We start from the raw sequence: 16,382 nt of genomic DNA, 5'->3' as shown, positions 1-16,382 counted from the left end.
ATCTCAAATCTCAAATCTCAACTTGTTCCAATTACCCATTACCCATTACCCATTACCAGTCTAGAGCGGCTTTAAGTACGCAACTTGGGTTAGTTGAGATGCAAATCCTCTCCTCAATACTGCCAAGCGGGAGCCAGTGTCGCTAACCGCTCGCTCTGAGAACTTATGGCTTTTGACTGATTCAGATTCGTTTGAGGCTGCGCTATTAATAGGAATTAGTCAAACAGCATAACGAGACCGAGCGGGGATGGTGAATGAGGAGAGGAGAACTCTTCTACTTCTGGTGTTACTCCCCTCTGAAGAAGAACGTTTTTTTCCTCATTCCCACTCTCTTTTTTTAACCAATGTTCCGCCCAAAAAGCTCAGTTCAAAAAAAGTCTGCCCTCCCGCTGCGCGTTGTGCTTACAGTCCCCAACGCTCTCCTGATTTCGACTTTACTATGTCTGACGGGATGGCTTTCTTTTCAAACAGGGCGGCAGACAATGAATGACTTAGTTGCACAGCTATTGGCAGAAGCAACGAGCCGCATCTGGGACCGCCTTGACAACTACTTAAAAGAACGGGTTGGGAAAGGAGAAGGGAATTATAATAAAATGCAAACTGGTTCGGTGAACCAACTTCGCCCAAGTCAAACAGCCGGAGTCACAATCAAACCAAATGGGAAAAGAAATGGGTCAGACTCTCCAAAAACAATATTGCCTCAACAAAAAACAAATCCTGCTTTTCCCACCCCAACCTCAACATTCAACTTGCACGATTTCCACATCAGCCCTAACTGTCAAGCCTTTATCTTAGACCGAGAGGGACATTTAGTTGCTTGGAACGAGGTAACTGAACTAAAACCGTCTATTTCTGTTGACTCCCAGCAGCGAATTCGCGCCCAAGCTCTGCAACAAAAAGTAATCCAGCTTTCAACAGAGTATTTGCTTAAACATTATGGCAGCCTCGCTGCTATTAACAGCAGCCAAAATCTTAACTTTACTGCCAGCAACTCTAGATACTTACTGCAAGTCAGACCTTTTGAAAACTCTTCAAGCTTAAACTGGCTGATTGTAGCAGTTGTCCCTGAAACCGATTTTACGGACAAAGTTCAGGCTAACACCCGCAACACTATTTTGCTCGTAATGCTGGCTTTGGTTCTTTCTATCTGCCTTTTGCTGTCCATTTCCCTAAGAATAGAACAGCGGCTGCTGCGGTTAATTTCGGCAACAGAGGCGATAGCTGGTGGCGACTTCGACTCAACAGTTTCAGGTAGCGGCGTTGCCGAACTCGAAGCCCTAGCCTGTGCTTTCAAGCGCATGAATTTCCAGTTAAAAGCATCTCGCCAGCGGTTAGAAGAATATTCTGGCGATTTAAAGCGGCAAGTTGCACAGAAAACAAAGGAACTAAAACAAGCTAAAATTGCCGCCGAAAGTGCCAATCGCGCTAAAAGTACCTTTCTGGCTAATATGAGCCACGAACTGAGAACGCCTCTGAATGCGATTATCGGCTTTGCCCACCTCCTTGTAAACTCTAAAAAAACTGCACCGGAACAGCAGTCGAGTTTAGATATTATCAATCGCAGTGGCGAGCATTTGTTGAAACTAATCAACGATATTTTGTCGCTGTCTAAGATTGAAGCTGGTCAAATTACCCTCGAATCAAATGCTTTTGACCTGTACAGTTTGCTCAATGATATAGAAGGGATGTTCCAACTCAAAACTCAATCGTCGGGGTTGCAACTTGTTTTTGAACGCAGTTCAGATGTACCGCAATACGTCCGAACTGATGAAAGCAAGCTGCGCCAAGTTTTGATTAATCTGTTGGGTAATGCTGTTAAATTTACTGAGGCGGGTAGGGTGAAGCTGACTGTAAAATGCCTTCAGTTGCTGGCAAAAAAACCGCTATCCAAATTCTTTCTCCAGTTCTCTGTGAAGGATACAGGCCCAGGCATTGCCCCTGACGAGGTTAGCCGTTTGTTCAAGCCGTTCGTGCAAGCGGATGCTGGCAGAAAATCGCAAACGGGAACGGGTTTGGGATTGCCAATCAGTAACTCTTTTGTGAAGCTGATGGGTGGTGAAATTAAGGTCAAAAGTTCTGTGGGGAAAGGAACGGTTTTTAGTTTTTACGTTAAAGTCAGTCATGCTACTGAGAGCGAAGTTTATGACAGACTGCCGCAAAAACGAGTGAAGGGGTTGACACCTAACCAACAAAATTATCGCATTCTGGTAGCGGACGATGAGTCGGCAAATCGGTTGCTGCTAACTCAGATATTGAAGTCGGCTGGTTTTCTTGTGTGCTTCGCGGATAACGGAATTGAGGCTGTTAAATTGTGGCGAAAGTACAAGCCGGATTTAATTTGGATGGATTTGAGGATGCCTGTTTTAGACGGTTTTCAAGCTACTCAAAAAATTAGAGCTTTGCCTGACGGTTCTAACACTAAAATTATTGCTTTGAGCGCTAATGCTTTTGTTAAAACCCAGGAACTTGCCTTGTCGAATGGCTTTGATGATTTTGTTGCCAAACCGTTCCGAGAAACAGTAATTTTTGAGAAGATGGCGCTTCATTTGGGAGTTCGCTATATCTATGAAGAGGAGTCGCCAAGGAAGTCTGAACAGGATGAGCCTGTTATGCAACTGACTCCTGAGTCGCTGTCTGTGTTGCCGAGGGAGTTGATTGAGAAGCTTTATAAAGCAGCCGCTTGTGGAGACGAGCAAGCGGTAAGGCTGTTGATTGAGCGAATCCCCCTGTCGCAGAAGCCTCTTGCTGTGGCTCTGACTAAATTAGTTGATAATATGAGCTTAGATATTATCAGCGATTTAACTCAACACTACCTTTGAACGAACCCCACCCAAATCCAAGATTATGAGTATGGACTGCGCTCAACATCTCTGCTCAGTGCTAACTGCGATAGTTCAATGCTAACTGCGATCGCAGTTTTCAGAGGCGGTTCTCAAAGTTATTTCAAAGATTAGCCTAGAATAAGCCGCAGTCCACTAATATTGTTGTTGAATCAACACGTTTATTGCGTGCTTAAAAATAGATGAGCAAAATTATTGCGCTGTTCAACCAGTCAGGCGGTGTCTCCAAAACCAGTTTGACAATGAATTTAGGCTACCATTTGGCGAGGCGGAAGCAAAAAGTCTTGTTAGTAGATATGGACCCCCAAGCCTCACTTACCACCTTCATGGGCTTGGAGCCATCTGAGTTACAGGAGACTGTCTACGAGTCTATTATGAACGGTTCTGACGCGGCGCTCCGCAAAAACCTTCACAACATGGACTTGCTTCCTTCCAATATTAATTTGAGCGGAGCAGAGCTGGAACTGGTGGTGGCTGACATGAGAGATAGTCGGCTAAAAGAAGTCATTGACCCCCTGAGCTCGCACTATGACTTCATATTGATAGACTGCCCTCCTTCGCTAGGCATCCTATCCTATATCAGTCTAGTTGCCTCCACTCACGTCTTAATTCCGATTCAGACTGAATATAAAGCTCTCAAAGGAACCGAATTGCTGTTGCAAACCATTGCTCGCGTCAGGAAACGCGCCAATCGTTCATTGCAGATTGCTGGAGTGATTCCGACGCTGTACGATACCCGTACTGTACAGGCCTTTCAAAGTTTGCAGTCAATTACTACTTCTCTGGAGAAGATTGGTGCGATTTACCCTGCCGTGCCTCGGACTGTCGCTTTCGCCGATGCGTCACAGCAACACGTACCTCTGGCCGTGTACAATCCAAAACATCCAGCCGTCGCCGTACTCGATACTATTGCACAAGGACTCTTAGCTCTGGCATGAATCAAAAGCGCGACAGTCAGCCTTATCAAATCAAAGGGGTTGAGGCTCTATTAGGAACCAGCGACAGCGAAGATGCCGCATCCTCCCTAGTCTCCATAGACACAATTGTCTTGCCCCAGCAGCAGCCACGCCGCTATTTCGATCCGACAGCTATGCAAGAACTGGTGGAGTCAGTCAAGCAGCTAGGGATTCTGCAACCGCTCCTGGTACGCCCAATAGATGGCAACAAGTACGAATTGGTAGCGGGAGAACGGCGCTATCGAGCCGCTTCGTCGTTAGGTTTGACTGAGATTCCTGTTGTGATTCGGGAACTGACAGACACAGAGGCTCTGCAAATTGCACTGCTGGAGAACTTGCAGCGGGAAGATTTGAATGCGATTGAGGAAACTGAGGGAATTCTGCAATTGCTGGCAATGAAATTGAACTCTACCTCTTCGTCAGTTATTGCTTTGCTCGGAGCAGCCGCGCACCCGGAACGCGCCGGTGTGGATAACGTTATCCACAGCTCGGAGTGGGAAATAGTAAGCGATATATTTGCACTCGTCGGGAAGTACACTCCAGAGAGTTTCCGAACCAATCGCCTCCCGTTGCTGAACCTGCCAGATGATGTGATTGGAGCGCTGCGGAAAGGACAGATTGAGTATACTAAAGCCAGAGCGATCGCCCGAGTTAAGGATAGCTCAGAGCGCTCCCAATTGTTAGAAGAGGCGATCGCTCTCGACCTCTCCCTGACCCAAATCAAACAGCGCATTGCCGATTTAAAAGCGAAAAGTACAGGGGAGGCGACTGCACCAAATCACTCACTTAAAAGTCGCGTAGATGCAGCTTATGGCAGAGTGAAAAAGTCTAAGGTTTGGGATGACCCCAAAAAGCAAAAGAAACTAGAGAAGCTGTTAGCTGAACTGGAAGCTTTGGTGGGTGAGGGATTGGAAAAATGAAGCTGATTTTAAAGTAAAACTACATGAACTACCTACACTGTGCCTTGCGGGTACAATGTAGGCTTCTGTTGTTTTAGGAAAACTCCAAAAACGCTCTAAATTCCTTGGGCTGAACACGCCTTTGAGGCGGTTTTTATGGGTTTAAAGCGAACGACCTCAAAAAAGAGCTTTTCGAGGCGTAAGGTTGCTGCAATCCGATCGGCTGCTGGTGTCCGATCGCTACAATATGTCAAATGGGTTCTATAGCAGTCGTCATACTGCTATAGACAAGGTAGGGTTCATGAATGACCCCTACCAGACTTTGTGTTCTAACCGACGAAAGCGGTTGCTATATTTGTGAACTGCGAGTGCGGCGAAAGAAATAGGTTAAACAATTTATGCCTGATGAATTTCCCATCATTATTGTCACCCCTCAAGCTTACGAACTCTCCAAGACTGAGGCAATGGGAAGCAAGTATAAGTTTTGGTTTGAACACCCAGAACTCGGCCGCTGCCTGTACAAACAAGCAAGACTTGATTTAGGCGAAGATTGGGCAGAAAAAGTGGCCTCCGAATTGTGCGAATTACTGGGAATTCCTCATGCTAATTATGAACTGGCCGCCACGAGTGAGGGGAATCTCGGTGTAGTCTCTTCTTACTTTTTGCCTAACGGTGGCACCCTCGTTCACGGTAACGAACTTCTTACTCCCATCGTGCCCAATTACCCCACCTTTGCAACCTACAACCTGTCACAACATACAATTGATCTAGTGTTGAGAATTATCTCTGATGAATCTGTGAACTTACCCATTGGTTGGACAGTACCCAGTGGCATCCAAAAAGCTGTAGAAGTGTTTGTCGGCTATCTTCTGTTAGATGCGTGGATTGGCAATGGCGATCGCCACCACGAAAACTGGGGTGTTGTCCGAAATAAGGCAGTGCCTACTACATCCGAAACAGCACACCTAGCACCCAGTGCATCCGAAACAGTAAATCTAGCGTCCACTACATCCAAAACAGCACACCTAGCACCCAGTTACGATCATGCTTCCAGTCTGGGGCGCGACCTCTCAGATCGACAAAGGCAAAAACGCTCAGTAGAGGCTTATGCTAACAAATGTTTCTCAGCGTTTTATGGCAGCGTTGATGATAAAAAGCCTCTCAAAACAATTGATGTATTTGACTGCGCTGCACGTCGATTTCCGAATGCAGCGCATATATGGCTTGAGCGACTTGAAAGTATCTCAAAGGCGAATATGGTGGATATTTTTAATCGAATTCCTAACACTCGTATCTCACCGATTGCAGCCGAGTTTGCCCAAAAGATTCTTGAATTCAATCAACACAGACTGCTTAACTTGAGGAAAACGCTACCGTGAAAACACACTCAACGCTTTTTTTGGCTTGGCAAGATCCAAACAGCCGTTCCTGGTTTCCCATTGGCAGGCTAACCTTTGACGGAACCAACTACCAATTTACCTACACGCAAGGCGTTTTAGAAGCTCAACAGAAGTGCGGTTTTGAACCCTTGCCCTCGTTTCCGCGCTTAGGTGAAGTATATACATCAACCTACTTATTTTCCGTATTTGCTAATCGGTTGATGCCGACAAATCGCCCCGATTACTCAAGTTTTATTCGGTGGCTAAATCTTTCTCAAAATGAAAGCGAGCCAATTGCCATGTTAGCTCGCAGCGGTGGGCGGCGAGAAACAGATACTCTAACTGTTTTTCTCATTCCTGAACCAGATTCAGAAGGGCGGTATCGCCTTCACTTTTTCTTGCACGGACTGCGGTATTTGCCACCCTGTGCAATTGAGCGAATTAACCGCTTAGAGACAGGAGAAAATTTGTGGTTAGCTCACGAATTTCAAAATCATTATGATTCTAAAGCATTGACTTTAAATACAGAAGACCACCATATTGTCGGGTATTGTCCGCGATATTTGAATAGTGAGATTTTTGAAGTTCTATTGAGGAATCCCAGTTTGGTAGAGGTGCACGTAGAGCAAGTCAATCTACCGCCGACACCACTCCAGTTTCGCCTGCTGTGCAACATAACGGCTCAATGCTATGATGACTTCCGCCCATTTTCAAGTCATGAATATCAGCCCCTCAGCAGCTCTTAGGTACTGGAAAACCCCCGCAACTCCGAGTTAGACTCCTCTTGACCAAATTGAGCCAAACATTCATCACCGCAAGTCGCTCAGGAGCCTTTTCGCAATCCGGCCTGCTCGATCGGCGCTTTCTTCCCCAATCCGGTCTCACCGGAGTGCTACTGATGTTGACTCCCGCTCCCACGATCCATTCGTAGCAGGCTTGCCCCTCAAAGAGGATAGCTCTTGGGTGCTGAAAAGCCCCTGCAAAGATTGGGATTTACTCAGTTGCAGTTCTTTGCCCCACAATGTCCGACCTCTTTGCTATTATATGAGGGCGTTGGTTACTGACCCTGCTGTTGCTTGAGATGAGGGTAAAAGGAGAGTCGGATAGCGAGTTTGTAAACCAGTTTCGTGGGTGCTTGGGATTAAAGTGTACTCTATTCACCTGCAATCTGTTGTAACTGTAAGCTCGACACCGACCTCCTGAGATGGTTTATTTTGGCGAACATGAAATGATATTTTGAATCATTCTACTTGTATGAGAATAATTTATCCCCTTAACCAGTGAACAATCCGCAACCAGTTTTCATAAAAGAAGGAGCTAGTTCCCGTGAAAAATGAGTTAAAAGAAGACAGGAATGAACTGGCGAGGCTGGATTATAGCGACTGGCTAGCAAAAACTCTTGACGAACTGAATCAAGAAACCGGAGCAGCAATATTTTGCTTAAAACAAGATATCCCTTCAGGAAGATTTAGGTTAATTATAGACATTCATTGTTTGGCTTTTCAACTCGCAAAAAATCAAGAATTAAGACCTCCATTAGAGCCAGGAGAAAAAGCCTATAAAGCGACAATAAACATGGTTGAAAAATGCCGTGAAACCTTCGGAGAAAAAATTCAAGAAATCAAAACGGCTTTATCAAATAGATTAATCGAGGCTATTAGGAAAGTCCACGGCTCAGAGCCTGATGAAGAAAGCTCAGAGCCTGATGAAGAAAGCTCAGAGCCTGATGAAGAAAGCTCAGAGCCTGATGAAGAAAGCTCAAAGCCTGATGGAGAAAGCTCAAAGCCTGATGGAGAAAGCTCAGAAGTGACAATTGATGAATTAATCGAGTCAATGCTTGTACCCCTGGCATCAATGCCAAAGCAGCCCTCCTTGTTTGCTTGGCAATTCCCTTCGATGACTGGGTTGAGTTCGCAGGATTTGACCTTGGATTATGAAGTGGAGACTCCTACAATCAGGAGTCACAAAGTAACAATAGAGATAAATAGTACAACTCGCTTCCGCGAATTTGTGGTGACTGGGCTGGAAAATTATGTTCAATTCTTGAAAATACAACAGGACTCAAATTATCCTGATTTTGTAATTAAAAACGTGAGAACGAGCCTCGATTTGCTCAAAACTAATGGTTCTAATGAATTATGCCAACTTGAAAAATTACTTAATCAGGAAACAATCGGTCGCCTGAAAAGAGAGGCGGAAGTAACTTACTTGGAATCCTTGGCAAATATAATTGATGAAGATTGCGCTCGCGTTAGAGACTCGAAGCAAAAAAGTAAGTTAATACATCAGTTTGCCCTTAAAGGGAAACAACAGCCACGCGGAATATCACTCGACGAAGCCTCGTTTTATTTGAGGGACTACAGCCGGCGTCTTAGATCACTGGAAAAATTCATCAACGACAAAAAGAAACCAGAGGCTTATTACGAAGTAACATACCAGGGCGTACTTGTAGACATCCAAGAATTATTCTCTGGGCGGGATGCCTTCTCCGAGTTACCTCTTTTAGGCAAAATCGATGGCTGTATTGGAGAAACAGACGATCCACATCAGAGCATTACCTCAATAACTTTTGGACTCAAATTCAAGTTAAACGGGCGCGTCAGTAATCCGGTTCTTTACGATTCTTCATTTGTGTATGGGCTTGAGATGATTAAGCCGGATTCAAAGTTGCATAACATAAATTTGGACGATCTAACGCAGGAGAGGCGCAAGAAACACATTGAGAAAATAGTTAAGTTTTTCGTTCTTTATTACTTTGCATTTGCCTGTCCAAACCCTCTAGCGCCAAATTATTGTTACGAGGATGTTCTAAATTTTGATGTAATCAGGAGATTTACGGAAGAAGTATTGCCTCAGTTGAAAGAAGAAGCTCTTGACAGTGATGAGGCTAAGAAAAATTTAATGATAAAGTTTGTTGGTGAAATGAGTGAATACTTAGTTACTGACAAACTGGAAGCTGTGGTAAAGGCTCTTAAAGAATACTTAAAAAAAGAAAAACTTGGGTTTTCTGCCGAAAAAAAGGTAAATATAGGGCTGTCACGGACATTGCTTCTGTCAGACTTGAGCGAAATCAGCAATACGGGTAGATTCTTCGGGAATGAACTGTCGGAGAATCTGAAGGAATGCCTCAAGTATGTTTTCATCTCGGCACAGGTGGCAAATAAAGACGCAATCATCCAGTTTCCTGTAACGCTGACATTTGAGACGGATAACTTCTACCGCACGAGTAAGAAGCGCGAGTTCGACATGAGCTATCAAATTGGCGACATTCAAATGCTTCCCGTGTTCTATAGTTTTGCAAGTCAAGATACAAGCAAGCAATTTGCTCGCGATAAAAAGAACATCGAAATGCTCGCACCCTTATTAGGGGAGAAACGTAACCTGCCCCAAAATGCTGATGAAGCATCGGAATACATGAGTCGCCTTGTATTTCCTGGCTCACTAATAGAGTTTAAAGTGACTGAAGTACCTTTAGAAAAAGCCACAGAACGGGGGCGTTTTATATACGAGCTTACTTGGCGGACGCTGGGCTTCATAATATTAGATATTCTGACATCTCAAGCGCGAAAAAATAAAAATTTATTTGTAGGTCAGTGGCTGCTGCACCAAACAGCAGAAGCCCAAACAACGCAGCAGGAAACATTGCTTCATCAAATAGTGGAGGAATGGAGTTATGTATTGAGCGACTCCTTGTTGATGAATTCTCAAGGAATAGTGATGCCGAATATTAACCGTTATAAAATTCCAAATGCCAAGTGTTCGCTCTACTCAATATTGCCACAGGAATACAAAATTAAGAACAATAACAATAGAACCATAGAGCCCTTGTTAATAATGATGGTTTCAAGCAACAAATGCGACGCCCGTTCCTCACGTTGGGGAGAAAACTACATTGCCAATTTGACGGGTGAAGTTGTGGCAGTGGAGCCTACAGAAACAGGTCTAAAAGTGAGGATGGTGAAAACTCTGGCGGGAAATTACAGAGGGGATGAACTGCATCGCTGTCCTGCAGTGCTGCGCGACACAATTAGCGATATGTATCTCAAGGGGTTTCGCCACGTTATATACATAGCTAGCAGTCCCTTTTCTGAACACCTGCGCGTGACTGACCAACAAAATGAATTGTTCTTCATGTCGCCGGAACTCATCAAATACCTCAAGATTGCTGATGATCTGGTAATATATCCGGTTCTGTACGACAGTTACAGCGCCTTGCGGATTGATGGGGAACTGAAAGAAGAGACTTTGTACGTTCAGGACGTGCGCCAGTTGAGTAACGTATTTAATGACCCCAATCGCTCCCAGGTAGTATTTTTCAATTTGTTCACCGGAAAGGCTGTAGAGCGAGATCGTATTTTCTACAACACTGTGACAACTTATTCTACCTTGCTCAACGCCCACCCTGGCGACGTAATTGACGTGAATAAGGTGATGGACGGTCTCATCAAAGAGGGGCCGCTCAAAAATGACCTCATGCTTGGGTTAACGCTCTTGCATTATTCAAAATACGAAAAAAGCCAAACTAAGGCAGAGAAATCGTTCCTCAAACTCGACCCCCTAAATGATATTATCGGCGACAATGCAATTGGCAGGTCAGCAGCCAAAAGTCGGCACTGCATCTCTTCGGTGCAAATGAATTCTATCGCATATCTCACAGAAGTGTACAACGCATTGATCGTTCCAATTTCTGAAGAGAATGCGATACATAGCAACATTAATCTATCTCACTCCTCTCTCTTGCTTCTCGATGAAATTAAGAATTACTTAGTAGATCGTGAAGTAAGCGCTCCCGATGAGCTGCCTCAACATTATGTTGACTGCTTGGTTGAGTCCTATTCCAATCCGATGCTTAAGGAGCGAGTTGAATCGATAATCGCTTCCCAGTGGTGGGTTATTAGCAACGGCGATATTGTCCCGTTTTAAAGGCTCTGTAAGTTTTAGAGGATCTGTAAATGGAAATAAGAGAGGCACAAGGACATCTTTTCGAGCTAGCATTTAACGCGGGAATATTGACGGCGATTCATCAAACAGGGATGAAATACGCCCACATGGGTTTATTCATTGATGATTTAAAAAAACTCAATCATCGAGGAGTCGTCAATAGCCTCGTTCAAATGAAATTGAAAGAGGGATTTATTGACGCGGAGAGTCAGCGAATATGGGCAACCTGGGGCAAGTTGTTACTCCTGCGGGGTCATCTTGGCGGTTTGGGTTTATGGCACGAACTGATGGATGCGTTCGGGTACTCCTCTAATACAAGCAGATATTGGGAATTGCTGTACGTGCAGTGCTGTCTTTCGGATGCAACCAGCATGAGAACACTGGAAAAAAACGAACATGACCGCTATTCTCAAATCCTTTCCCAGTTGGGCATTACCCCAGATAAGGTTTTCCCATACATAAATAAATACGCTACAACGGGGGAATTTTTAAAGGCGGACACATTAATGCTGATGTCGAAAGAGGGGGAGGGAGGCGGAAAAAAGGAATATCGCATCGTCTGCGTTGATTTGTCTGCATTCACCGTTGATAGCAATGACAGCAGCGAGTTGAACGAAGGGGAAAATCAGGGTGCAACTGATGAACGAGAACATTGCGATTTGTGGAATTTATCGAGTGCTTTATCAATCCTTGAGTCTCTCGGAGTGGAACTGCACCGCTTAATGTCCAAAAGTGTTTATCATCACTTAAAAATTGACACAAAGGAAGGAAGCAATCGAGAATTAATAATTGGGCGTGACATAAAGGATTACCTGACAGCTTTTTCTTATTACGACAAGGACTTTGTTAAGTTGGTGCAGGCGGCATCGTACTCCGCTAGTTTTGTCAAGTTTCTCGAATCAGAGAACAGGATACCAAAGGATGCAACTGTCCAAGTCACGGCGATCGGTTACACGACGCAGGGAATTAGCACTCTGAATGTCGGGCGGGAAGATTTCGATATCCTTGATCGTTGCGCCGACGCATATAAGTCCATGAAGAGACAGGAAAAGTCTGACACAGAGAATTCAATCGATAGTTATAAGCGGACGCTTGTTAAGATGCTCAATTTAATCAAGCGAAGTGTCGCGGATAGTTTATTGTACGCACCCGGTGGAATGGGAGTCAGCGTTGGAAACAGTACAGCAGGAGAATGCGAACAAGAGAGCGATCGCCAACAGCAGGACGTAAAAGAATTTGTTGACTCGCTGTGCGATATGAATACCACTGCGGACAGAACCGTGTCTTTCACTGAAACAATTAGTAATTTTCACAATCCATCGGATTTTCTAGATGATTCGATTACTTCAAAATACAACCTTCCTCAGAAAATTACGCTAAGGAATGCTCATGCCCAAATAATAAACGAACAACTGTCATCCGCCTGTCGCTATCTGTTCCTGACCGGAAATCCGGGTATTGGGAAAACAACGACAGTGGTAGATTTTCTTCGCGATCGCGTTAACGAGGGCTTCCTGCTGTTCTACGTCAGTCCGCGGCTATCGGTTAACGAAGACACAATCAATAAATTTAGAACTGAATCGCGGCGCTTGTTTGCTGATGACCTGTACTGCATTTATACCAGCCACGCTATTATTGCCACCAACAACGGCTTGCCAACAGTCAAATATTATTCTAATGGCGATACTAATACTTCTAATTGGTCAGGGGTAACTTTTATTGGCGTTGGAGATGAGGGAAAGCATCTCACAAGAGCGAGACAGGAAATAAGTCGTCTTTCAGGAAATTCGCTTGGCTACGATAAAAAATCAGGAACGGGAGTGATTAGGAGCCTGTGCGATGCTGGTCACGCTCTCATCAATAAGGGCGTGAGTAAAATTGTGATTACCTGCTCTACTCAGTCCCTCCGTAAAGTGAATAAATACGGAGACTCCTTAGATAACTTTCATAGACTATTCCGTTCGGTTACAAATCAGGGTGAAGTGATTTCAGAGGAAATGATTAAATTATCTTCACGCCTGAGAAACATCATTGTTATGGTTGACGAAGTGACGGGCGATAGCGCTGGGGTTGAGTGGTTTCACGCCATGCAGAAATGGCTGGATAAAAAGCTTGAACTCTTCGATAAATCGCATGGTTTTAATACTAAACTGATTGTTGCTGACGCTTCCCTAATAGGTGTTGAAGTTGTTAAGCCGCACCTCGGTACAAGGGAAGCGGAGCCGGCTAAGATTTACTGTTCTCCTGTTGAGAATGAGCGAGAGCCACTGGAGCTTAGTTTTCAGTCGTTTACTGATGAGTCAGCACGGCGAGGAATTATTGATTCCACCATAATTAACGCCAACTCATATCCAGCAAGACTTATTGAACTCACTTACAAAGTTTTCTTCGAGACTTGTAAAATTAATGAGGATGGCTCCCTTAAAAATAAACTGGGTCAGTCAGCGCGGGACGATTCCCTAGTAACCGAAATAATCCACCACGTCTCTGAGCAAAATTCAGACCAATTACTGGTTTACATTCAGGACAAGCAACGTCTGATACAATTAATAGATTTGGTCAAAAAGAGGCAGCCTCGATTCGATAAAAATAAGGCTTATCTGGAAATACATTCCCTTTCAGATCCAGACAAGGAAAGCCGCCTTGAATGTAAAGACCAGGTTAGAGTAGTATTTATGACATCATCAGCTTCTCGCGGCATTTCCTTTCCTCATGCAAAACACATAATCGTCGAGCTACCTAGGTTTCAGATAGAAAACAACCTGATGGAAATTATTCAGACCATCTATCGAGGTCGGGGCGATTTTGCCGAGGGAAAAAATAACGATCGCGAACCTAAGAAAGTGACGGTGTACATTGTTGAAAAAGTATTCACCAATGTACCCAGCAAGCAACAAAGTCAGATCACTCGCGTCGCAAATCTGATAGGTTCCTTGCTCGTCTTGCGAACAGCGATAATGACGAGAATTACGGGTGCAGGATATCTCTGCGGACGCAGCACAGCAATGATTCCCATTGGCGGAAAAGGGATGTATTCGGGTGGCGAGACGTTTAGTACCCGTATCAAGTCTCTCATGCAGCGGCTGCGGAGCCATCAGCGTCTACATCCAGAAGATCGAGATGTTAAACTTGCTCTCGAACATTTGCCTTGTTTTTTTGAGTCTGCGAAATTCTTCCTACAGAAGTCTACTTGCTCACCCAATTCTTCTGTTTCCTACGAACAGACAAGGAAAAAAATTAGCTTACCGTCTCTATTGGAGTTAGGCGTTGATTTCTTATTTGACCAATGCTCTTGCATGGCTGACTTGTTGGATATCGAACTCAGCCCGCAGGTTTTTTATGTGGATGGTTCGCTGTTGCTCGTCCCAATGAATAATAACACAGTGACCTCCCTTTACAGGTTCGATCCTTATTCCCAAGTCAGTAAATACGCGACGCCAGAATTCATAAATGCTTTGGAAAATATCTGGCGCAAAAATTACCCACAAGATATAAAAAATGAAATTTACTTCGCTCTTGATTTCATCCAAAAGCTCAAGCAAAATGAGGAGATTACGCAGCAACTTAGCGACTCTAGCAATTTCAGCGACCAGTATTTCGCTGTTCCCCTACATTTCTTGGTTGCAGATGAAACTCTCCGGCGCTCATTTACAGAAGAGAGTGAAAACTCGCCTGTGAGTCACAGGTTTCGTATGTTACTGGAGCGTTATGTCAAGGCTTTGTACCCCGCTACTGATTTTCTCCCCATCGGCAATGGCTTCGTTGATTTTCCTTGGGTGATTTTTAAAAGTTACGACTTGGCGCAGATTCGTCGGGGTTTGTTCAGAGCAAATTACTTTCTTAACTCTCGCTCCCTGAATCTCCTCAATCTTATTTTGTTCAGGGGGTGACAAGCGCCTCCTGAATTTTAGTCTAACTGCTTTGCTGCATTACCTGCAACCGTCGCTCGTTGACTTGCCCCGCATCCCTTCTATCAGCTTGCCTGCTAATAACGCAGTTATGCACTGCTGTAACTGGTAAAGGTTCAGCCAGTCGCACCCAACTAATCTTAGAGTGTCAGACGAAAGTTAACAGTTTCGGTAAGTTTCCCCATAGTCTTGTATTCGATTATTATCCGAACATATAAATCTCAACTTAGCGTACCAAACCAGCCAGCAGCCCCGACGCTTCCCGCTGCAAGCTCTGCCGATTATCATCGTAGCAATTAAGGACGTTCGAGCTGGTATGGCGGCTCAACTTCTGCGCCATTCGCGTATTGCCGTTGCTTGCATCTAACAGCGTCGTAATTGCAGCGTGGCGTATTCTGTGCGGGCTGATTCTTTTAGGAATTCCCGCAGCGGAGCAAGTTGAGAAAACAAGCTTGTAAATAGCGTACCCGCTCAACCTCAACCCATATTCCCGCTTTGTCAAAGCAATAAATAAAGGATCGAGGGGCATTGCAGCTCCCCGCACGCTCAGCCAATCAGAAATCGCATCTGCCGTCGCGCTATGCAAGTCAATTAGCTGCGCTTGAGTTCCCCTACCTTTGCCGTAAATGTTCAGAGTTCGGGCTAGCGGGTCAAAGTCGCCTATATTGGCTCCGCCGAGCTCCCCCCGGCGCAACGCATTGTCCCACAGCAGCCGGAGAACTGCATAGTCGCGCTTTCCCTGGGGTGTACTCCTGTCAGGAATGGACAACACCGACTGCATCGCCGCCACATTCTCAGAAGCAACTCGGCCAAACCCTGTAGTATCCCGGTAAGGAACCACCTTCTCTCCTTCAACATCTACCAAACTCCACTCGCACTCGCCCACCTTCCGAGCAAAATTCACCAAACTTTTGATAGCCGCCAGCCGCCGATTAATCGTCGCTTCCTTAAGTCCCTTGTCGATTAGTTTGGCTTTATATTTGAGAACCACCGCGACAGCGGCGAAGCGGTTCAGCCGTAGGAACTCGCGCACCAATGCCGGGTGAGGTTCCTGCCCCGTCATTGTCGCAAAGAAATCGTACAAGTCTTTCTCATAAGCACGCCTAGTGTTGACAGAGCGCTTGGCAGCTAACAGCTCTGCCACTAGGTCGCGCGTCGAAGCTATTTCTCCAAAGGAATTAGTAGCGTGTTCTAAGTCCATAGCCGGCCTGATAATTTCTGTTTCCAGACCAGATTACCCTCATTAGGGGTGCAAAAAGATGGATAATTTACCAGTCCGTTCGGCGAGCGTACTAATGATGAGCGGTGGGCTCCAAAACCTTGCAGGCGCAGCGGCGATCGCTGCAATTGAGTGAACGAGCATAAATTTTGATGGTCAAACAATTAAAGCTGCCTCTTGGGGAAGTTCTGCCGCTAGCGCCGCCCCCTCTCTCTCAAGAGGGCAACAGCACCTTTTCAA

General features: G+C 45.1%; 8 protein-coding genes. 7 read left to right on the top strand and 1 reads right to left on the bottom strand.

Translation table 11 applies throughout. The annotated features are described in order from the left end of the window. Positions 1 to 482 precede the first annotated feature (482 nt). From QUB26_RS00815 to QUB26_RS00785, 7 genes are all read left to right on the top strand, one after another. The gene (locus QUB26_RS00815) at positions 483 to 2,819 is read left to right on the top strand and encodes an ATP-binding protein (RefSeq protein WP_333316139.1); all 2,337 of its coding nucleotides are present in this window, start codon (positions 483 to 485) and stop codon (positions 2,817 to 2,819) included. A 203-nt stretch (positions 2,820 to 3,022) separates the two neighbouring features. Continuing rightward, a complete protein-coding gene (locus QUB26_RS00810) occupies positions 3,023 to 3,778 on the top strand; it encodes an AAA family ATPase (protein ID WP_333316136.1) in 756 nt (251 codons plus the stop codon). After that, positions 3,775 to 4,716, top strand: a complete 942-nt coding sequence (locus tag QUB26_RS00805) for a ParB/RepB/Spo0J family partition protein (protein ID WP_333316134.1) — start codon at positions 3,775 to 3,777, stop codon at positions 4,714 to 4,716. The genes QUB26_RS00810 and QUB26_RS00805 overlap by 4 nt, the downstream gene beginning before the upstream one ends. 377 nt (positions 4,717 to 5,093) lie before the next feature. Further along, positions 5,094 to 6,074: a hypothetical protein gene (locus QUB26_RS00800; protein WP_333316132.1), complete on the top strand. Its 981-nt coding sequence runs from the start codon at positions 5,094 to 5,096 to the stop codon at positions 6,072 to 6,074. Beyond that, complete coding sequence (locus tag QUB26_RS00795; protein WP_333316130.1) at positions 6,071 to 6,820, top strand: HIRAN domain-containing protein; 750 nt, start codon at positions 6,071 to 6,073, stop codon at positions 6,818 to 6,820. The genes QUB26_RS00800 and QUB26_RS00795 overlap by 4 nt, the downstream gene beginning before the upstream one ends. A gap of 580 nt (positions 6,821 to 7,400) precedes the next feature. Further along, the gene (locus tag QUB26_RS00790; protein WP_333316129.1) at positions 7,401 to 10,997 is read left to right on the top strand and encodes a hypothetical protein; all 3,597 of its coding nucleotides are present in this window, start codon (positions 7,401 to 7,403) and stop codon (positions 10,995 to 10,997) included. A gap of 29 nt (positions 10,998 to 11,026) precedes the next feature. Further along, the gene (locus tag QUB26_RS00785) at positions 11,027 to 14,905 is read left to right on the top strand and encodes a hypothetical protein (protein ID WP_333316127.1); all 3,879 of its coding nucleotides are present in this window, start codon (positions 11,027 to 11,029) and stop codon (positions 14,903 to 14,905) included. A gap of 244 nt (positions 14,906 to 15,149) precedes the next feature. On the opposite strand, the gene QUB26_RS00780 is transcribed toward QUB26_RS00785, so the two are convergent. Then, a complete protein-coding gene (locus tag QUB26_RS00780; protein ID WP_333316125.1) occupies positions 15,150 to 16,124 on the bottom strand; it encodes a tyrosine-type recombinase/integrase in 975 nt (324 codons plus the stop codon). Positions 16,125 to 16,382 lie beyond the last annotated feature (258 nt).

The organism is Microcoleus sp. B4-C1, assembly GCF_036705285.1.
In the GTDB taxonomy this organism is placed as follows: Bacteria; Cyanobacteriota; Cyanobacteriia; order Cyanobacteriales; family Microcoleaceae; genus Microcoleus.
The sequence above is the reverse complement of the archived record's forward strand: the minus strand, read 5'-3'. Positions and strand labels throughout refer to the sequence as shown.

What these genes read in the sequence shown, in the direction of transcription:
- QUB26_RS00815 (WP_333316139.1), top strand. Translation starts at nt 483, where the DNA reads ATGAATGACTTAGTTGCACAGCTATTGGCAGAAGCAACGAGCCGCATC.
- QUB26_RS00810 (WP_333316136.1), top strand. Translation starts at nt 3,023, where the DNA reads ATGAGCAAAATTATTGCGCTGTTCAACCAGTCAGGCGGTGTCTCCAAA.
- QUB26_RS00805 (WP_333316134.1), top strand. Translation starts at nt 3,775, where the DNA reads ATGAATCAAAAGCGCGACAGTCAGCCTTATCAAATCAAAGGGGTTGAG.
- QUB26_RS00800 (WP_333316132.1), top strand. Translation starts at nt 5,094, where the DNA reads ATGCCTGATGAATTTCCCATCATTATTGTCACCCCTCAAGCTTACGAA.
- QUB26_RS00785 (WP_333316127.1), top strand. Translation starts at nt 11,027, where the DNA reads ATGGAAATAAGAGAGGCACAAGGACATCTTTTCGAGCTAGCATTTAAC.
- QUB26_RS00780 (WP_333316125.1), bottom strand. Translation starts at nt 16,124, where the DNA reads ATGGACTTAGAACACGCTACTAATTCCTTTGGAGAAATAGCTTCGACG.